This is a genomic window from Aeromonas sp. QDB31, from assembly GCF_027707605.1.
In the GTDB taxonomy this organism is placed as follows: Bacteria; Pseudomonadota; Gammaproteobacteria; order Enterobacterales; family Aeromonadaceae; genus Aeromonas; species Aeromonas media.
Window position 1 is genome coordinate 42,011 of sequence record NZ_JAPCIX010000001.1, and the last position, 19,788, is coordinate 61,798.

The 19,788-nt window shown below is 63.4% G+C and carries 15 protein-coding genes; 9 read left to right on the forward strand and 6 right to left on the reverse strand.

Going from position 1 to position 19,788, the window contains the following annotated elements; all coding sequences use genetic code 11:
* Window positions 1–134: 134 nt before the first annotated feature.
* Genes PG898_RS00200 through PG898_RS00210 form a run of 3 tightly spaced genes read left to right on the forward strand, consistent with a single transcriptional unit; the run spans window position 135 to window position 7,618 of the window.
* Complete coding sequence (locus tag PG898_RS00200; protein ID WP_270823230.1) at window positions 135–4,400, forward strand: transporter substrate-binding domain-containing protein; 4,266 nt, start codon at window positions 135–137, stop codon at window positions 4,398–4,400.
* Complete coding sequence (locus PG898_RS00205) at window positions 4,393–5,604, forward strand: EAL domain-containing response regulator (RefSeq protein WP_043130489.1); 1,212 nt, start codon at window positions 4,393–4,395, stop codon at window positions 5,602–5,604. Before PG898_RS00200 ends, PG898_RS00205 begins: the two co-directional genes overlap by 8 nt.
* Before the next feature lie 37 nt (window positions 5,605–5,641).
* Entirely contained in the window at window positions 5,642–7,618 is a 1,977-nt protein-coding gene (locus PG898_RS00210) for a HAMP domain-containing methyl-accepting chemotaxis protein (protein ID WP_270823232.1), read from the forward strand.
* 157 nt (window positions 7,619–7,775) lie between these two features.
* Here PG898_RS00210 and rfaH read toward each other — a convergent pair whose 3' ends face one another.
* The 4 genes from rfaH to metN form a co-directional block, all read right to left on the reverse strand.
* Window positions 7,776–8,276, reverse strand: coding sequence for a transcription/translation regulatory transformer protein RfaH (rfaH, locus tag PG898_RS00215; RefSeq protein WP_182786284.1), 501 nt, complete (start codon window positions 8,274–8,276; stop codon window positions 7,776–7,778).
* Window positions 8,277–8,374: 98 nt separating this feature from the next.
* Window positions 8,375–9,175: a methionine ABC transporter substrate-binding lipoprotein MetQ gene (gene metQ / locus PG898_RS00220; protein ID WP_005327312.1), complete on the reverse strand. Its 801-nt coding sequence runs from the start codon at window positions 9,173–9,175 to the stop codon at window positions 8,375–8,377.
* 26 nt (window positions 9,176–9,201) lie between these two features.
* Entirely contained in the window at window positions 9,202–9,855 is a 654-nt protein-coding gene (locus tag PG898_RS00225) for a methionine ABC transporter permease (protein WP_005327310.1), read from the reverse strand.
* Between the two features lie 58 nt (window positions 9,856–9,913).
* The gene (gene metN, locus PG898_RS00230; protein ID WP_270823234.1) at window positions 9,914–10,957 is read right to left on the reverse strand and encodes a methionine ABC transporter ATP-binding protein MetN; all 1,044 of its coding nucleotides are present in this window, start codon (window positions 10,955–10,957) and stop codon (window positions 9,914–9,916) included.
* A 482-nt stretch (window positions 10,958–11,439) separates the two neighbouring features.
* Between metN and PG898_RS00235 the strand changes: the two genes are divergently transcribed.
* Entirely contained in the window at window positions 11,440–11,895 is a 456-nt protein-coding gene (locus PG898_RS00235; RefSeq protein WP_005327308.1) for a hypothetical protein, read from the forward strand.
* Window positions 11,896–11,949: 54 nt separating this feature from the next.
* Here the strand turns inward: PG898_RS00235 and ppgK are convergent, their stop codons facing one another.
* Entirely contained in the window at window positions 11,950–12,693 is a 744-nt protein-coding gene (gene ppgK / locus PG898_RS00240; RefSeq protein WP_171272533.1) for a polyphosphate--glucose phosphotransferase, read from the reverse strand.
* An 83-nt stretch (window positions 12,694–12,776) separates the two neighbouring features.
* On the reverse strand, window positions 12,777–13,931 hold the full coding sequence (gene queG / locus PG898_RS00245; RefSeq protein WP_270823235.1) for a tRNA epoxyqueuosine(34) reductase QueG: 1,155 nt from the start codon (window positions 13,929–13,931) through the stop codon (window positions 12,777–12,779).
* A gap of 132 nt (window positions 13,932–14,063) precedes the next feature.
* On the opposite strand from queG, the gene PG898_RS00250 reads away from it, so the two are divergent.
* The 5 genes from PG898_RS00250 to mutL all read left to right on the forward strand — a co-directional run bounded on the left by PG898_RS00250 (window position 14,064) and on the right by mutL (window position 19,761).
* Window positions 14,064–15,566: an NAD(P)H-hydrate dehydratase gene (locus tag PG898_RS00250; protein WP_270823236.1), complete on the forward strand. Its 1,503-nt coding sequence runs from the start codon at window positions 14,064–14,066 to the stop codon at window positions 15,564–15,566.
* A gap of 17 nt (window positions 15,567–15,583) precedes the next feature.
* Entirely contained in the window at window positions 15,584–16,057 is a 474-nt protein-coding gene (gene tsaE / locus PG898_RS00255; RefSeq protein WP_041206351.1) for a tRNA (adenosine(37)-N6)-threonylcarbamoyltransferase complex ATPase subunit type 1 TsaE, read from the forward strand.
* Window positions 16,048–17,583: an N-acetylmuramoyl-L-alanine amidase gene (locus PG898_RS00260; RefSeq protein ID WP_270823237.1), complete on the forward strand. Its 1,536-nt coding sequence runs from the start codon at window positions 16,048–16,050 to the stop codon at window positions 17,581–17,583. The genes tsaE and PG898_RS00260 overlap by 10 nt, the downstream gene beginning before the upstream one ends.
* Window positions 17,584–17,763: 180 nt before the next feature.
* On the forward strand, window positions 17,764–17,886 hold the full coding sequence (locus PG898_RS00265) for a hypothetical protein (protein ID WP_270823238.1): 123 nt from the start codon (window positions 17,764–17,766) through the stop codon (window positions 17,884–17,886).
* Window positions 17,887–17,889: 3 nt separating this feature from the next.
* Window positions 17,890–19,761: a DNA mismatch repair endonuclease MutL gene (mutL, locus tag PG898_RS00270; protein WP_270823240.1), complete on the forward strand. Its 1,872-nt coding sequence runs from the start codon at window positions 17,890–17,892 to the stop codon at window positions 19,759–19,761.
* Window positions 19,762–19,788 lie beyond the last annotated feature (27 nt).

The following is a 19,788-nucleotide window of genomic DNA, read 5'->3' on the forward strand; positions in this document are numbered from 1 at the left end:
AAGGACTCCTGACCTGCGCGAAAACGCGACATTTTCAAGCAAGGTGGGAGCCTGGCTTTATTTTTACTCGCAGTGTTCTCACCCTGCCCTGAGATTCTGACCTGCTATCGCCCTCGCTTTATTAGGAACTAACAATGTTTTACCGTCTCATCCTGTTGTGCTGGTTGACCTGCTGTAGCCTGGTGGTGATGGCGGCCTCGACGCAACTGGACAGAAGCACTTTCACGCCAGCCGCACAGCAGTGGCTCGCCGTCCATGACGAGCTGGTGGTCGGCATGCCGGCGACGGCCTGGCCTCCCTATGTCTATACCGATGGCCGGGGCAACTTCACCGGCCCTCTGGATGAATTTGCCTCGCAGATAGCAAGCAGGCTGGGGCTCAAGCTGCGCTACCAGGCCTATGCCAACAATGCAGGGGTCCAGCAGGCATTGCTGGATGGCAAGGTCGACATGGTGATCGGCGTGGCACCGAGCCCGACACGCAAGTTGCAGATGCTGTTTACCTCCGCGTTGATGGCGCTGCCGCGCGCCGTCCTGTTGACCGGAGGACGGGACAGTCTCTCCCTGGAGGAGGCCTATGGGGTGCGTTGGGTCTGCGTCTTCGGTGTCAGCGCTTGCGATGAGTTGCTGCGACTCGGCATCTCGAACCTGGTGACGGTGGACAGCCGGGATGAAGCGATCTTCATGCTCAAGGAGGGGCAGGCGGACGCCTATCTGGCCGAGTTGCCCATGCTGAGCCGCCTGCAAGCCATGGCGGGCATGACGTTGACCACGGTGGACTGGATGAGGGATACCTCGCTCGCCATGGCGGTCGCCCCTGGGGGCGAGGTACTGCAGGGGCTGCTGGACCGGGCCCTTGAGGACATCTCCCCGCTGGAGCGTCGCGGCATCCTGGAGGCTGGCGGCATAGTCGACTATGCCCTGGTGAAAGGGAACAGGGAGATTGTCTTCAACGCGCAGGAGCAGGCGTGGCTGCAAGCGCATCCGGTGATCAGGTACGGGGTCGCCCCGGACTGGCCCGGCATGAGCGAGATAGACGACCGGGGCAGGCTCAAGGGGCTCATTGCCGATCTGCTGGCGATGATGAACCAGCGTGCCGGTCTGCAGTTCACCCTGGTACAGACCCGAAGCTGGGCCCAGACCCTGGATCTGTTTCAGGCTCGCAAGCTGGATGTCATCCCGGCCATGACACCGACCGCCGAACGACAGCAGTTTGCCCGTTTCACGCCGAACTATGCCTCTCTCAACCGGGTGATAGTGGCGAGGCGAGGCATGGCCGAGCTGACCAACCCCAGGGCGTTGAAGGGACACCGGGTGGGCATGGTGGGGGGCTCGGTGGAAAAAACGCTGCTGACCGAGGTGGGGGCCGAGCCCGTGGCGGTCGCGAGCGATCCCGAGTTGCTGCCCCAGCTGGATCGGCAGCAGGTCGACTACGTGCTGATGAGCATGACCACCCTGGAAGAGTCGTTGAAGAAGGGATTCAGCGACCGTTATCAGGTGGTCTTCTCCGGCAACGAACTGCGGGTTCCCATCGCCATGGCAACCCATCTGCAGGATCCCATGTTGCAGCAGATCCTGACCAAGGTGTTGCTCTCCATTTCGCCGGCGGAGCTGACCGCCCTGGAGAAGAAGTGGCTCTCCCTGACCATACAGACGGGGCTGGATCCCGACAAGGTGCTGCTCTGGTCCACCCTGGGCGGGGGCATCTTCGTGCTCTTCCTGCTGCTGTTTGTGGGCTGGAACCGGACCCTGCGCCGCCAGATCAGCCAGCGGCGGGAGGCGGAGCGGCGGCTCGAAGAGCAATTGATGTTTGTCCAGATGATGCTCGATGCCCTGCCCAATCAGGTGGTGCTGACCAACGAGCGCTATGAAATTGCGATGACCAATCTGGCGTATCGGCAGATGTTCCTGGGGGGCGAGAACCTGAACGGCTCGTATGAGCAACTGCTCCAGGACAGGCTGCCGGAGGCCATCCGGGCCAGGGTGATCGAGGAGGATGCCAGGGTCTGGGAGAGTGGCGAGGAGCTCCATGGCCGCGGCGAGATCCAGCTCGCCAACGGTGTCGAACATCAGATGATCTACACCAAGCGCCTGTTCGTCGGCCCCGGCGGCAAGCGACTCGGGATCCTGACCGTGTTGACCGATGTGACCGAGCTGGAACAGGCGCGGTTCGCGGCCCAGGAGGCCCAGACCCGGCTCACCCAGATCACCGACAGCATGCCGGGCCTGGTTTACCAGTACCATTGGTTGGGGCCGGGCAATGGGCACTTCCTCTACACCTCCCAGGGTCTCAGAGAGATAGTGGGCTATGAAGATGAACCGGTGCAGACGGCAAGCACCGGAGCCACGATTCTCGGGTTGGCGGGGCAGGCCCATCAGGACTTCGTTGACACTGTCGAGGAGCATGCCAGGGCCATGAAACCGCTGGATCTCGAGGTGGAGATCCAGCGCCAGGGGCAATCGGGTTACCTGCAGATCCGGGGTCACTTCGTGCGGCAGGAGGGGCTCGAGGGCGTCATCCTGAACGGGGTGGTGCAGGACATCACGAACCTGAAACGCCAGGAGCTGGAGCTGCGCCAGGCGAGGCGGGTGGCGGAGGAGGCGACCCGGGTGCGCAGCCGGTTCCTCGCCACCATGAGCCACGAGTTGCGCACCCCCATCTCCGGCATGCACGGCATGCTGGAGCTGTTACAGATGAGCCATCTCGATGACGATCAGCGCTACATGCTGCGCAACATCTCGACCTCCACCAATCACCTGCTCTATCTGGTGAACGACATCCTGGACTTTTCCAAGATGGAGGCGGGGCAGTTGCAATTGCACCCCCATCCTTGCCGACTGACCTCGGTCATCTGTGACGTCATCCGGGGGCATGCCGCCCTGGCCTATGGCAAGGGGCTCAATGTGGCGCTGACGTGGGGGCGGGAGGTGCCGGATCAGGCGAGCATGGATGCGGTGCGGGTGGGCCAGGTTATCTCCAATCTGCTGAGCAATGCGGTGAAGTTTACCGAGGCGGGGGAGATTGCCATCCGGGTGAGCTACCACGACCATCGATTGAGCTTGCAGGTACGGGATACGGGAATAGGCATCGCCCGGGAGAAGCAGGACAACCTGTTCATCCCGTTCAAGCAGGTGGAGTCCGACATCAACCGGCGCTTTGGCGGCACCGGGCTTGGGCTCGCCATCTGCCATCAGCTGACCCAGAAAATGGGTGGGAGCCTGACGCTGGCGAGCGAGGCGGGGGTGGGCACCACGGTGACTTTCGCGATGCCCCTGTCCGAGTGTCAGTGGGATGCGCCGCCGCTGGCCGGCCAGGTGTGGTGGTGGTGCGGTGAGGACGAGGTGGTGCAGTCGGTGATGGAACAACTCGGCGCCAGACTCCACCGACTGACCGCCGACCAGTGGCACCAGCCTCTGGATGGCTACCTGCTGGCGCAAGAGGGTCATATGGAGCAGGTTTTCGGTGGTGGCTGGTTGCAGTATTTGCAGCAGTCTTCGCTCAAGGGCATAGTACTCTCCCCCCACGAAGCACTGCGCGGCCGCATGGGCAGCGACGCCTGGTGGCGGCTCGGCCAGTCGCCCATCTATCCCGACCTGCTGCTGGAGACCTGTCGCCAACTGTCGAGCGAGCGATCCAGTCGGCCGATACAGATACAGCGGGATAAGCTCAAGGGCAGGGTGCTGGTGGCGGACGATCATCCCGTCAACCGTGCGCTGCTGACCCGTCAGCTCGCCATCCTGGGGCTCGAGTCCGAGGTGGTGGATAATGGGGAACAGGCGCTTCGCGCCTGGCAGGGGCAGGGATTTACCCTGTTGCTGACCGACTGCCACATGCCGGTGATGGATGGTTATACCCTGACACGCACCCTGCGGGCGGCCGGTGACGAGGCGCCCATCATAGGCGTCACCGCTGACACCTCGGAGGAGGCCGGTCAGCAGATGCGGGAGGCGGGCATGAACGACATGTTGTTCAAGCCCTACAGCCTGGAGACCTTGCGTCAGACCCTGGCTCGCTGGTTGCCGGCTCTGGCGCTGCAGCATGAGTCAGTGGCCCCCCTACAAGCCAGGGCCCAGGCGTCGGGCATCAGCTGGTTGACCCTGTTTGGGGAGGAGGCGGTTGCTCGCAGCATGGCCAGCGAATATCTGGAGGCCAATCGGCAAGATGGCGAGGACATGATGCTGGCTTTGGCCCGACAGGATACCCAGGCGCTGGTGGAGACGGCGCATCGCATCAAGGGAGCCGCCCGCATGGTGGGACAGCAGGCATTGGCGGAGGAGGCTGCCCGACTGGAGGCGGCGGCCAGGTTGAAGCAGCTGGACAGGCTCGGCGAGCTGAGTCAGACGGTACAGGCATTGATGGACTCTATCAGAGGTGAAACGGGGTTATGGCTCGATGAATAGTGCACGGCATGAGTGGGTGATCATGGTGGTGGAGGATCACAACTTCCAGCGCAAGGCCCTGATGCATCAGATCCGCGGACTTGGCTACGCTAACCTGCTGGAGGCTCAGGACGGGGAGGAGGCACTGGCCCAGTGCCAGCACCACCAGGTCGACATCCTGTTTTGCGATCTGCGGATGCCCGGCATGGATGGCATGGCCCTGCTGCGTCGCCTCTCTTTGGGCGGTTTTCGCGGCGGCATAGTGCTGTGCAGCGCACTGGAGGACGATGTGGTCGATGCCGTACTGCGCATGAGCCGTGCCTACGGCCTGCAGGTGCTGGGGCGTATCGACAAACCCGCGAGCCATCAGCAGATCGCGCAGTTGATCGCTGCCTGGCAGCCCCAGCAGGTGCGTAGCCAGGAGGAGGACGGTCACAACCTGAGCCTGGATGAACTGTGTCGGGCCCTGGAACAGGATCAGTTGCTGCCCTGGTATCAGCCCAAGGTGAGCTTTGAAAACGGTCAGTGGGTCGGCATGGAGGCGCTTGCCCGCTGGCAGCATCCCGAATATGGGCTCATCTCGCCGGCCCGCTTCATCCCGCTGGCGGAGCACAACGGGCTCATGGATCCGCTGACCGAGGTGATCATCGGCAAGTCCCTGCGCGACGGCCATCTCTGGGAGAAGACAGGACTCTCCCTCAACCTGTCGATGAACCTCTCCACCACCTCGCTGATCGAGGGGGATCTGTGCAATACCCTGCTCAATCACTGCCAGCGCTGGAGCATCAACCCCGAGCTCATCACACTGGAAGTGACAGAAAGTGCCTTCGTCAAGGATCTCGGCAAGTCGCTGGAGGTGCTGACCCGCTTGCGGATGCACGGCTTCGGCCTCTCCATCGACGACTTCGGGACCGGCTACTCCTCCATGCAGCAGCTCGCCCTGCTGCCGTTCACCGAGCTGAAGCTGGACAGATCCTTCGTCGATCGCTGCTATGAGGATCCCTCCCGCCTCGCCATCATCGAATCCAGTATCGAACTGGCGCGCAAGTTGGGGTTAAAATCGGTGGCAGAGGGGGTCGAGGATGAGGCCACCTGGCGGCTGCTGGCCAGGCTGGGGTGCGATCAGTGCCAAGGGTTCTTCTCCGCCCGCCCCATGCCACGCGAGGAGTTGCTCGTCTGGCATGACACCTGGCGCGAACGATTGCCCGCATTGATCGGGCGCTAATCAAGGGCAGGATGCCCGCTGCGACACAAGGATGGTCATGAAAATATCAAGCAAGCTGTTGTTGAGCTTCTGTTTTATCAATCTGCTCATCATTCTCTCGTCCGCCCTTGTCTACCATCAGCTCGGCCGGATTGAAGCGTCCCAGGAGACCCTGCTGGCCCAGGCCCTGCCCGCCCTGCAACGGGACGAGGCGAGCCAGAAAGCCCTGATCGCTACCGTCTCCTCCCTGCGGGCCTACCTCATCCTCGGCAAGGATCCCACGCAAGGTGCGCGCATCAAGCAGGAGTGGGAGGCGGCCTGGCAGGCCATCGAGCAGCAGGGGTTCACACCCGCTCTGACCCGGTCCCTCAAGACCTTCAAGGGGGGGCAGGAGAAGGTGTGGGCCCTGGCCCATACCGAGGAGAATCTGCCGGCCCACACCCTGATGCTGCTGGAGGCCGGCCCCCTGGCGGAGGCGGCCCTCGATCAACTGCAATCCATTGCCAACGAAGAGGTGGCGACCCCCCAGATGACGCTGCCCGGCGATCGCCGCCTGCTGCTCAAGCAGGTGGGGGATGCCTACAACGGGCTGGCCAATGCGCTTTCCGCCCTGCGGGACTTCCTCATCTCCGGGGACAAGGAGTACCTGGACAAGTACCAGGACTACTACCAGTTCCACCTGCAGCGAGTGGCCGAGCTGAAACAGCAACAGGCCAACCTCACCGAGGCGCAGAAGGGTCTGTGGACGCTCTTTGAGGAGATGTCGGCTCCCTTTGCCGAGCTGGTCGGGCAGGTGATCGCCAGACGACAGGCGCCGGACTGGGATCAGGCCAACCACCTGATGGCCACCGACATAGAACCTTCCCTGACCCGGCTCTCCGACCAGCTGGCAAGCCAGGTGACCCAGACCCGGGGGGAAGTGGAGAAGATAGCGGGCAAGATGGCCGGCGCCAGTCAGACCATCCACCGCACCCTGCTGCTGGCGACCACCAGCGTCATCCTGCTCGGCACCCTGGTGGCGCTGCTGTTCAGTCGTCGCCTGACCCGTGACATCGCCAGCCTGGTGAGCCGTGCCGGGCAGGTCGCCGATGGCCGTCTGCCGAGGGAGCCGTTGCCGGTGCTGCGCCAGGACGAGCTGGGCGGGTTGACGGGCTCCATCAACCGGATGTCGAGCCAGTTGCGCCAGCTGGTGGGGGAGATCCAGGGGGCCGTGGCGCAGGTGGAAGGGGCCGGTCGCGAGGTGGGCCAGACCACCAATGCCATAGTGGACGATCTGGCGAGCCAGAATCATCGGCTGGATACGGTTGCGGCCGCCATAGAGCAGATGTCGGCCAGCACCCGGGACGTGGCGGGGAACATCGCCGATGCGGCCGGGGCGGCGCGTCAGACCGAGCGACAGGCCAAACAGGGGGAACAGGCTCTCGCCCGCATGAGTACCACCATGGCGCAGATTGCCGCCATGATCACCCAGGCGAATCAGGCGATGACGCTGCTCAGCAGCCAGAGCGAGCAGGTGGGTCGCGTCACCGAGGTGATCGCCACCATCGCCGAGCAGACCAATCTGCTGGCGCTCAATGCCGCCATCGAGGCGGCGCGCGCGGGAGAGCAGGGCAGGGGGTTTGCCGTGGTGGCGGACGAGGTGCGCCTGCTGGCCAGCCGCACCAGCCAGTCGACGGCGGAGATCAACCAGACCATCGCCAGCATACAGCAACAGACCCGGCAGACGGCCGACACCGTGGGCAGCGGTACCCTGCTGGTGGAGCAAGGCCGGGGCGCCGTGGTCTCGGCGAGCGAGACACTGGCGGCCATGTCGACGCTGGTGCAGGATCTCAGCGGCCAGCTTGCCGCCATCGCCACCGCGACCGAGCAGCAGTCGAGAGTGGCGCAGGAGGTGGCGGGCACCGTGGAGGAAATCGCCGGGCTCAGCCACCAGTCCAGCGAGCACAGTCAACAGGGCGAGCTGATCGCCGCCAGACTGACCCGGGAGACGAACCGACTGACCACGGCCATCAGCCGCTTTGCGCTGGATGCCTGAGGAGGGGAGCGGTGCAGCGGCATAAAAACGGGGCAGGCCGATGGGCCTGCCCCGTTTTGTTTCCAGTGCCTGGTGGTCGACGCTGCGGCTGGTCTCCTGATTGAGCAGGCTCACCAGCAGGGTTGGGGCGCTTCTCGCCAGCGACGTCTGGTGAGAATCAGTCCAGTCGCCGGAAGGCCTGGTTGTCAAAGCTGCTGCTGGTCTCCTGGTTGAGCAGGCTGACCAGCAGGATCGCCCGCTTCTCCCCATCCGGTTCCAGGTAGATGGCCTCGAACCCGGCCAGGGGACCAGATTCGATCAATACCTTGTCCCCTTGCGTCGGCAGGCAGGCATAGCTGGCGCGCGCCTCGTCGCTGTCGTCCCGGCTCATCAGCCGGTAGATCAGCTGGCTGCTGACGGGGGTCCACTCCTTGCCGAAGTGAATGATGCGGCTGATGCCGCGGGTGGACTTCAGGGTGACCGGAGTGACCTCTTCCAGATCCACGTAGATGAACAGGTAGTTGGGGAACATGGGTTCACGTAGCGGAACCCGTCTGCCCCGTCTCAGCTTCTCGACTTCCACCATGGGGTAATAGGATTCGACGCCTTGGGCTGCCAGATGGGCGCGAGCGCGAGCCTCTTCCTTGGGCTTGCAGTAGGCCAGATACCATTTCTTCATTGTTGTTCTGTTTTTTCGTGTTGCCGTGCTTCTGGCTATGATAACGGGGGCAAAAAAAAAGGCCACGCTTGACGTGGCCTTTTTTACAGAGTGAGTGATTACCAACCTTTTACCAGACCACCCTTGAACAGCTCGGTCCCCTTCTTGTAGACCTCGTCGGTCTGGAAGGCCTGGACGAACTCCTTGACCTTCTCGTCGTCCTTGTTGTTCTCGCGGGCAACGATCAGGTTGACGTAGGGGGACTCCTTGTCTTCGACAAACAGGCCGTTCTCGGTCGGGGTCAGGCCAATCTGACCGGCGAAGGTGTTGTTGATGATGGAGAGATCAACATCTTCCAGGGAGCGGGGCAGCTGAGCGGCTTCCAGCTCGACGATCTTGAAGTTGCGCGGGTTGCTGGCGATGTCCAGCACGGTCGCTTCCAGACCGGCGCCTTCTTTCAGCTTCAGCAGGCCCTGCTTCTCCAGCAGGATCAGGGAGCGACCCAGGTTGGTCGGATCGTTCGGCACCGCGATCTGGGCACCGTCTTTCAGCTCGGACAGGGCCTTGATCTTCTTGGAATAACCGGCGATTGGGTAGACGAAGGTGTTGCCAACCGGTACCAGCTTGAAGCCGCGATCACGGATCTGGGCATCCAGATAGGGCTTGTGCTGGAAGGCGTTGACGTCGACGCTGCCGTCGTTCAGGGCCACGTTGGGGGTGACGTAGTCGGAGAAGGTGACGATCTCGACGGTCAGGCCGTATTTCTCCTTGGCCACCTTGGCCGCGGTCTCGACCAGTTCGGTCTCGGGGCCGGCGATGGCGCCGACTTTCAGGGTCTTGCTCTCTTCTTTCTGACCGCAGCCGACCAGTACCAGAGTTGCCAGCAGCGCAGCCGCAGCGGATTTAATGCCCAATTTCATAAAAACCTCCTGTCAGAAATCGACGATTAACGATGATCACATTGTTTGACCAGGCGCTCACCCGCGCTCTGGATGAGTTGAACCAGTACCACCAGAATGACCACGGTGACCAGCATGACGGTAGGGTCGAAGCGCTGGTAGCCGTAGCGAATACCCACATCGCCGAGACCGCCCCCCCCGATGGCACCGGCCATGGCGGAGTAGTTAACGAGCGTGACGAGGGTGATGATGATGCTGTTGAGGATCCCGGGCAGGGCCTCAGGCAGCAGCACCTTGGCAATGATTTGCAAGGGTTTGGCACCCATGGCCTTGGCGGCTTCGAGCAGGCCGTCCGGCACTTCCATCAGGGCACCTTCCACCAGACGGGCGATGAAGGGGATGCAGCCCACGGTCAGCGGCACGATGGCGGCTATGGTGCCGATGCTGGTGCCGACGATCAGCCGGGTCAGCGGAATGATGGCCACCAGCAGTATGATGAAGGGCACGGAGCGGCCGACGTTGACGACGATGCCGAGGATCTTGTTCAGCAGCGGGTTGGCCAGGATCTGGCCCGCCTTGGTCACGTGCAGTGCCACGCCGAGCGGCAGGCCGAGCAGGCAGCCGAACAGGGCGGAAGCAAACACCATGATCAGGGTGTCGCCGAGGGCTGTGATGAGCAGATTAATCATGGCTTCGGACATGAGTCATTACCTCCAGCTGGATACGATGGCTGAGTCGCCGAGGATTGGGCGCAGCAGATTAGTCATTGCTTCGTACATAGCCCATTACCTCCAGCTGAATGTGGTTGTCGATGAAGAACTGCTGGGTGGCCTCGCACTGGGCCTCATCCCCGAACAGCTCCGCCAGCAGGAAGCCGAACTTGACGCCACCGGCGTATTCGATGTCTGCGCTCAGTATGCTGATGTCGATGTTGAAACGGCGGCTCACCTCGGAGATGAGTGGCGAATCGACGGTGGCGCCGGTGAAGCCGAGCTTCACCAGGGGATAGCTGTTGGCCACCCGCTCGCTGCTCATCCTGTCCTGGTACTCCTGGGGCACCTCCAGGTGGATGGTGGAGTGGATGAAGTCACGGGCCAGCTGGGTCTTGGCGTTGCTGAAGAACCAGGCCACCTCGCCCTGCTCGATCAGGCGACCGTCGCTGATGATGGCCACTTCGTCACAGATCCCCTTCACCACGTCCATCTCGTGGGTGATGAGCAGGATGGTGAGCCCCAGCTTGACGTTGATCTCCTTGAGCAGGCTCAGGATGGATCGAGTGGTCTGGGGGTCGAGGGCCGAGGTGGCCTCGTCGCACAACAGTACCTTGGGGGCCGGAGCCAGGGCGCGGGCGATGGCGACGCGCTGCTTCTGGCCGCCGGAGAGCTCGGACGGATAGGCGTGGGCACGGGCTTCCAGCCCGACCAGGGCCAGTAGTTCGTCGACCCGGGTCTGGATCTGCGACTTGCTCCAGCCAGCCAGCTCCAGCGGGAAGGCGATGTTGGCGAACACGGTGCGGGAGGCCAGCAGGTTGAAGTGCTGGAAGATCATGCCGATCTGGCGACGAGCCTGGGTCAGGTCCCGTTCGCTCAGGGCCACGAGATCCTGACCATCGACGATGACCTGGCCCTGGGTGGGACGCTCCAGCAGGTTGACGCAACGAATAAGGGTGCTCTTGCCGGCACCGGAGGAGCCGATCACCCCGAAAATCTTGCCTTGTGGCACATGCAGGCTCACGTCACGCAGGGCGTGCACGGCGTCACTGCCTTTACCGTAGACTTTGTTGAGACCGATCAACTTAATCATGGATTCTTCCGTGCTAACAGCCTTAAAGCACAGGGCGCTACAGGCGGGTGAATTGGGCAGAGGTTTCACTGGGTTGCTCTGCCATCATGGAGGATGATGCTAAGATGTCCGGATGGCTGTGTCAACGCATGTTTCTACGTCTAGACGTCTAAAAAATGGATAAGGATTCCCGCTCGCTGACTAAGGGAAGAGGGGTAAACCGACAGCTTCAATATTAGATTCTGATTTGAAATCATCCTTCCGAATATAACCTGGATAATCACCCTTGAATCGATGATTCCCCCGTTTTGTCACGGCCTACCCCTGGGCGCTGGCAGTCAGTTGCCAGCATGACAGGGAGGAATCTCTTTGCCCACTTCTCCTCGTTTTCTTCTTTTTCTTTCCCATCCCTTTGATGTAGAACAAAAAACGACCGCTTTTATCCGGGGAAGGAGCGGCGTTTTTTTATACTGGCAGGAGGTGGACGGCAGGAGGAAGCAGAGATGCGATTTCAACAGATCAAGGACCTGATGCTTTACCTCGAACAACTGCATCAGCAGCAGGGGCGCAGTTACGGGCGCCTGATCCCCCAGGTGGATGGGGAGCGCAGCCGGATGCTGCTGGCCTATTTGCAAGGACGGGAGGACGCGGCGGCGGCCCACCTGCACGACTATCGGGAGCAGATGGGGAGTGCGGTCAAGGAGACCTGGCTGGATCAGGGCTTCGGTGAGGATCTGCTGGCCGATTGCCAGCGTCTGGCATTGGCGGCCGGTACTCAACCCGAGGAGATAGTGGCCATGGTGTCGCGGCAGGAGGAAAAACTCGTTGGCGAGCTGGGGCGCCTGGCTCGCGAGTGCCCCACGCCGGACACGGCCGCGTTGCTGACGTCGCTGGCATCCATGGCGCAATCCCGGCTGACCCGGCTGGTGCACGGAGCCCATCGGCTCGACGACATCTAGCGCGCCATGGCAGAGGCCCGGTCCGGGCCTCTTGCGGCGTTGTCGGGAGGAGAGTCAGTCCTCTTGCCGGGCCGCGCCGTAGAGGGCGGCCCCTATGATGCCGGCCTGGTTGAGGTTGGCCGCCGCCACCAGGGGGGCCCGGGTTTCTATCCGGTCGATAAATTTGTCGAGCTTGGCAGCGCTGCCGCCTCCTAGGATGAAGAGGTCGGGGGAGAAGAGGAACTCGAGACGGGCCAGGTATTTGTTGAAGCGCTTGCCCCAGCGGTTCCAGGAGAGATCCTCGCGTTTGCGCACCGCGTCCGAGCAGTAGTGCTCCGCCACCATCCCTTCCAGGATGAGATGACCCAGCTCGGTGTTCGGCAGCAGCTGGCCGTTGACGAACACGGCGGTACCGATGCCGGTCCCCACCGTGATGAGGATGATCACCCCCTTGCGATCCCGGCCGGTACCGAAGCGCATCTCGGCCAACCCGGCTGCATCGGCGTCGTTGAGCACGTGGCAGGGCAGGCCGGTCACGTCGGCGAACAGGTGGGCGGCGTCGGTCTCGATCCAGCTCTTGTCGATGTTGGAGGCATTCTTGGCGATGCCGTTGTGGATGGTGGCGGGGAAGCCGCACCCCACCGGGCCCTTCCACTGGAAATGCTCGACCAGCGCCTTGAGGGTATGCGCCACGGCGGCCGGGGTGGCCGGCTGTGGCGTGGCGATGCGGTGGCGCTCGCCAATCAGTTCGCCAGTCTCGGTGTCCACCAGGCAGCCCTTGATCCCGGAGCCGCCAATATCTACTCCCAACATCTGCATCCGAATCTTCCTTTTATTGTGCCGATGGCCAATGGTCGGCAGAGCATGAAAAAAGTGCTGTCATCCGGCAAGGACCAGATCACTTATGCGTGATCCGGCAGGCCTTTTTCGATGCAGCGGATCAGCAAACGGGTCTTCTTGTTCTCTTTCTCCTGGCGCACGGCCAGGGTCGCCAGCGCCCACTCGATGTGTTCGGCCACCATGGGCTCGGCACTGGCGAGCGCCTGTTGCAGTACGGCCATGGCATCGCTGCTGGCCGGGCCGTTACCGAGCGCTACCGCCAGGTTACGGCGCCAGCGCCGATAGCCGATGCGGCGAATGGGGCTGCCTTCGGTGTGCTTGAGAAAGTCGCTCTCGCTCCAGCCCCACAAGGTCAACAGCGGCGGGCGATGCAGATTGGGGCGCGGGCTGAAGTCGGGCTCTGGGCTGGCATCCGCATAGCGGTTCCAGGGGCAGATGAGCTGGCAGTCGTCACAGCCGTAGATGCGGTTGCCCATCAGCGGCCTGAACTCTTCCGGGATGGGGCCGTCGTTCTCTATGGTGAGGTAGGAAATGCAGCGCCGCCCGTCCACCACGTAGGGCGCGACGATGGCGCCGGTCGGACAGATGTTGATGCAGGCCACGCACTTGCCGCACTGCTCTTTCTCCACCGGGGCATCGACGGGCAGCGGCAGGCTGACCAGCAGCTCCCCGAGAAAGAAGAAGGAGCCGGCAGTCTCGTTGAGCAGCAGCGAGTGCTTGCCCACCCAGCCGAGCCCCGCCTTGGCCGCCAACGGGCGTTCCAGGATGGGGGCCGAATCGACGAAGGGGCGCCACTCCCCCGGGGTTGCCTGCGTGGATGGCAACAGTGTCTGGTAGCGCTGCTCGATGCGCTCTCCCAGCTGCTTGAGCCGGTTGCGCAGTACCTTGTGGTAGTCGCGCCCGAGGGCATAGCGGCTGATGTAGCCCAGGGTAGGATCGCGCAGGGTGGCGGCAAAGCCCGCCTCGAAGGGGAGATAGTTCATCCGCACCGACAGCACCCGCAGGGTGCCCGGCAGCAGCTCGTGGGGCCGGGCCCGCATCATGCCGTGGCGCGCCATGTAGTCCATGGTGCCGTGATGACCCGCATCCAGCCAGGCCTGCAATCTGGGTTCCTCGAGGGCGAGATCCGTGTCGGTGATGCCGACCTGGTCAAATCCTAGCTCCCGTGCCCAGAGCTTGATATCGTGGGCCAGTTGTGCAAGTTCGGTGGCCGTCATGATGCCTCACCTGCCAGCTGGCAGCAGCATGGCGCCCGCAGCACAGAGGGTGACGAGGGCCGTGCGCCGTCATGGCACGCCATATGCCAGGCCAGAAGCCAGGTCAGTGGATGATGAAGGTGGGGAGCCGTCATGGTAGAGGGTATCGAGGACGCTATCGGCAAAAAACAAGGCATCAGTCTAGCACAGCCGCTGTGGCGGGCCGAACAGATCCGCAAGCTGGAGCAGCGCTGGGCCGAGCGTGAGGGGCAAGCTCTCTACGCCCTGATGGAGCGAGCCGGTGCCGCCCTGTGCAGTTATGCTCGCCATCACTGGCCCCAGAGTCACCGCTGGTGGATCTTCGTCGGCCCGGGCAACAACGGGGGGGATGGCTATGTGCTGGCCCGCCTCGCCCGTCGACTCGGCCTCGAGCCTCTGGTGATCGCCGCTAGGGCCCCGGGCCTGCTCAGAGGAGACGCCAGGCGGGCCGCCGACGAGTGGCTGGCGGTGGGGGGAGAGGTAATGATGGCCGATGCGCTCGAGGGGGCGTCGCTCCCTTCGCCGGATCTGGTGATAGATGCATTGCTCGGCATCGGTGTCCAGCTCCCCCTCTCCTTGCCAATGACAAAGATCGTCGCAACAATCAATGGCTTGAATGCCCCCGTCCTGGCGGTGGATCTCCCCTCCGGGCTCAATGCCGACACCGGCCGCGCCATGGGGGCCCTGGTGCACGCCACCCGCACCCTCAGCTTCATCGGCATCAAGCAGGGCATGCTCACCGCCGACGGGGTGGACGGCGTCGGCCAGCTCGACTGGGATCCCCTTGGGGTAGTGCCCGAGGCCGGCCTGGTGCCCGCCGCCGAGCGCCTGGATTATCCCCGCCTCAAGAATCTGCTCTCTCCCCGTCCCCGCTCGGCCCACAAGGGCAAGCACGGCAAGGTGCTGCTGGTGGGGGGCAACCTGGGGATGCAGGGAGCCATACTGCTGGCGGGGCAGGCCTGCCTGCGGGCGGGGGCGGGTCTGGTGCGACTGTGCCAGCACCCGGACTCTCCCCCCGCCAGCCTGGTGCAGCCTGAGCTGATGGGATGCCCGGTCGGGACCGACGAGGGGTGGGCCACGGTACGCGTACTGGGGCCGGGGCTCGGGCAGGATGAGTGGGGAAGGGCCCAGTTCGAGCACCACCTCAGCGCCAGCGGGCCACTGGTATTGGACGCCGATGGATTGAATTGGCTGGCGCAGGCACCCCGTCATCAGGATAATTGGGTGCTCACGCCCCACCCCGGAGAGGCGGCCCGCCTGCTGGATTGCGGTGTCGCCGAGGTCGAGGCGGATCGCTTCGCCGCCGTATCGCGGCTGCAGCAGCGATACGGCGGCGTGGTGCTGCTCAAGGGGGCGGGCTCGCTCATCTGCGATGGCCAGCGCATCAGCCTCTGCGATGAAGGCAATCCCGGCATGGCCAGTGGCGGCATGGGGGATCTGTTATCTGGTATAATCGCCGCCCTCCTGGCTCAGGGCTGGTCTGCCGGCATGGCCGCGCGACTGGGGGCCGTGATTCACGCAGAGGCCGCCGACCTGGCCGCGGCCGAGGGGGAGAGGGGCATGCTGGCATCGGATCTGCTGCCCTGGATCCGCCGTCTGGTCAATCCGACACCGTAACAAGTAACAAGAAGAACATGGCAAAAACGTTGATGATGACACTGCCGGACGAGGCAGCAACTGTGGCTCTGGGCGGCCGCCTGGCGCAGGCATGCCAACAGGCCACTACCGTATTTCTGCACGGCGCCCTCGGGGCCGGCAAGACCACCCTGACCCGCGGCTGGGTGCAAGGGCTTGGCCATCAAGGCAAGGTTAAGAGTCCGACCTATACCCTGGTGGAGCCCTATGAACTGGCCGACTGGCAGGTCTATCACTTCGATCTCTATCGACTGGCGGATCCGGAAGAGCTGGAATTCATGGGGATTCGGGACTATTTCGGCGCCGATACCCTCTGCCTGGTAGAGTGGCCTGAAAAAGGGGAAGGCTGGCTGCCGTCCCCCGATCTCGAGATTACCCTGACGTATGTAAACGAGCAGCGCGAGGCCCTGATTGCGGCCCGCACTGCTATTGGCGAAGCCATTCTGGAACGGTTGTCATCTCAGTGCGCTTGATCCTTGTTATTGCCCTCTCCCTGATGGCCTTACCCTCCTGGGCAAATCAGCTCAAGAGTGTGCGGGTCTGGCCGTCGCCGGATAACACCCGGGTGGTGCTCGACATGAGCAGCGCCCCCAATTTCAACTACTTCACCCTGAGCGGCCCGAGTCGTCTGGTGATCGATCTCAAGGGGGCGAGCAACGCCGCCAACCTGGCTCGCATCGAGAACAAGAGCGAGCTGGTGCGCAAGATCCGCGAGAGCACGCCCCTTGAAAAAGGCAGCATGCGTCTGGTGCTGGATCTCAGCTCCAGCATCAAGCCGGTGGTGTTCCCGCTGGCACCGGCGGGCCCCTACGGTCATCGTCTGGTGATCGATCTGCCCTATGAAGAGAAGGGCGGCGCCACGGCGCAGCCCGCTCCCGTCGGCGGCCAGGGCAAGGCCATCGTCATCGCCATCGATCCGGGCCATGGCGGGGAAGATCCCGGCTCCATCGGCCCGCGCCGCACCTACGAGAAACGGGTGACCCTGGCGGTGTCCCAGAAGTTGGCGGCACTGATCGACCGCGAGCCGGGCATGCGTGCCGTGATGACCCGTCGTGGTGACTATTTCGTCGACCTCAACAAGCGCTCGGAAATCGCCCGCAAGGCCAAGGCTGATCTGCTGGTGTCCGTGCATGCGGACAGCTTCCACAACTCGACCCCGCGCGGCGCCTCGGTCTGGGTGCTGTCGACCAATCGCGCCAACCGCGAGATGGGCAGCTGGCTGGAGAAGCAGGAGAAGCAGGGGGAACTGCTGGGCGGGGTGGGCAAGGTATTGGCCGAGTCCGATCCCAACCCCTATCTGGCGCAGACCTTCCTCGATCTCTCCATGGACAAGTCTCGCGCTGAGGGATACGACGTCAGTCGCCAGATCCTGCGCTCCATGGGACGGGTGGCCCGGCTGCACAAGAAGGCGCCGGAACACGCCAGTCTGGCGGTGCTCAAGGCGCCGGACATCCCCTCGGTACTGGTGGAGACGGGCTTTATCTCGAACCATGCGGAAGAGAAGCTGCTGGCCACCGCCAGCTATCAGGATCAGCTGGCCCGGGCCATCTTCGAGGGGATCCGCAACTATTACCGCAGCCACCCGACCAAGGGCCCCATGATGACCGGCAAGGGGCAGCAAGTGGCCAGCGTCAGTCAGCCTGCGGCGAAAAAGGCGGCGGTTGCCCCCGCGCCCCGGCAGCAGGTGACCAACCGCATGCCGGCGACAGTACCGAGCCGCAGCAGTGATGGCGGAGCCCCGGTCAGCAGTGTCGGCAGCGCCTCCGGTGCCGGGGTGATAAAACCCTACAAGGTGGCGGCCAAGGAGCCGAGCGTGCCGGTCGCAAGCAGCCAGCGCGACGACAAGTCCCAGATGATCCGCCACGTGGTCACCCGCGGCCAGAGCCTCTCCCGCCTCGCCGAGAAGCACGGGGTGAGCCAGGCGCGGCTGGTGGAGATCAACAAGCTCAAGTCACGGGATATCCAGATAGGGCAGGTGCTCTACATTCCCCAAAACTAACGCGCGGGAGCTGGCGATGCAGGGCCGAGGGGCGCCCGGATTGGCGCTCAAGCCAGGCCGTGCCCTGCATTGTTCGCCACGTCGGCCAACCGGATGGCTGCTGGCGAAGGTGCGGTGGCGCGGCCCGTCCCCGTGTTGAAAGTGTCTTGACCCCGCAAGCGAAACCATCAGGAGTAAGCCATGCCGATCCGTATATTGCCTCCCGTTCTGGCCAACCAGATTCCGGTTGGCGAAGAGGTGGTGGCGCTGCCCTCCTGGGTGGTTAAGGGGCTCATCATCCGCAAGATTGAAATTCAGGAGTAAGTGATGCCGATCCGTATATTGCCTCCCATTCTGGCCAACCAGATTGCTGCCGGCGAGGTGGTGGAGCGGCCCTCCTCTGTGGTGAAGGAGCTGGTGGAAAACAGCCTGGATGCGGGGGCCGACCGGGTCGAGATCGACATCGACAAGGGGGGCGCCAAGCTTATCCGCATCCGTGACAACGGCAGCGGCGTCGCCAAGGAGGAGCTGGTGCTGGCGCTGTCACGACACGCGACCTCCAAGGTAGCGACCCTGGATGACCTGGAAGGGATCAACAGCCTCGGTTTTCGTGGCGAGGCGCTCGCCTCCATCAGCTCTGTCTCCCGTCTCACCTTCACCTCCCGCACCGCGGAGCAGTCCGAAGCCTGGCAGGCACAGGCCGAAGGGCGCGAGATGAGCGTCACTGTCAAGCCGGCGGCCCACCCGATGGGGACCACGGTAGAGGTGGTGGACCTCTTCTTCAACACCCCGGCGCGGCGCAAGTTCATGCGCAGCGAGAAGACCGAATTTGCCCACATCGACGAGCTGGTGCGCCGCATCGCGCTCTCCCGTTTCGATATTACCTTGATCCTGCGCCACAACGGCAAGGTAGTGCGCCAGTACAAGGCTGCCAATACGGTGCCTGAACAGGAGCGCCGCCTCGCCGCCGTTTGTGGCACTCCCTTCATGCACCATGCGCTGGCGGTGGAGAGCGAGCACAGCGACGTGCGTCTGTGGGGCTGGCTGGCGCTGCCTGCGGGGGCCAGGCCGCAGAACGATCTGCAATATACCTATGTAAATGGCCGCATGATGCGCGACAAGCTCATCAACCACGCCATCCGTCAGGCTTATGACGAGCTGCTGCCCGCCGGCAGCTTCGCCGCCTATGTGCTCTACATCGAGCTGGATCCCCGTCAGGTGGATGTGAACGTCCATCCCGCCAAGCACGAGGTGCGTTTCCATCAGGCGCGACTCATCCACGACTTCATCTTCCAGGCGCTCTTTACCGCCCTGCGCCGGGAAGGGGTGGGTGCCAGCGAGCCGGATGCGCCACTCGCCGAAACCCTGGTCGAGCTGCCGACCAGCCCGCAGATAGAGTATCCAGGCCAGGCGCCGCGCCCCGAGTGGTATGGTGCCGAGCACAGCTACAGAGCCCCCGCCCAGACGCGGGATGGCGGCGCCGTGCGCGAAGGTGCTGGCCGCACGGGCAGCTACCAGCCCCCCGAGCCCCCCAGCCGGGAGGCGATGCGCGGCATGGGCGCCCTGCTCACTACCCTGCCGGTAGCGGGGGAGGTATCTCAGGCTGCCCCCGTCACCCCGGCCGGTTCGCCGCCGCAAGGGACTCGCGCCCTGACCCTGGTGGAACAGGCCTATCTGCTGATCGAGCGGGAGGGACAACTGGCGTTGCTCTCCCTGGTGCGGGCCGAGCGGGTGTTGCTGCGCCACTGGTTGCTGGAGACCTGGGGCCAGGGGCTGGCGGCGCAACCCCTGCTGCTGCCGGTCTCCTTCAAGCTGCCAAAGAACCTGATTGCGCTGGTGACCGAGCAGGAACGTTTGCTCAAACGCATGGGGCTGGAGTTGAAAAGCGGGGGACGCGACACCATGATCCTGACTCGGGTGCCTGCCTTGTTGCGCCAGACCGATCTGGTGCGTCTCTTACCCGAATTGCTGCAATTGATCGAGAGCGGATCTGACAGTGATGCTGGCCAGCAGGCTGAAGTACTATGCCAGTGGCTGGTGGAGCAGGGGATAAGCACCGAGAAAATATATGATTTTTCAACTGCCAGCCGGCTGCTGACGGAACTTGTGACCGATTTCAGTGACCAACTGGCAGACATTCGCATGGCGCGCCCTCTGTCGTTGGCGGCCGTGCTGGAAGGGTTTGCACAAGGCGATTGAGTCGCCGGGGCTGACCTCTTCCATTCA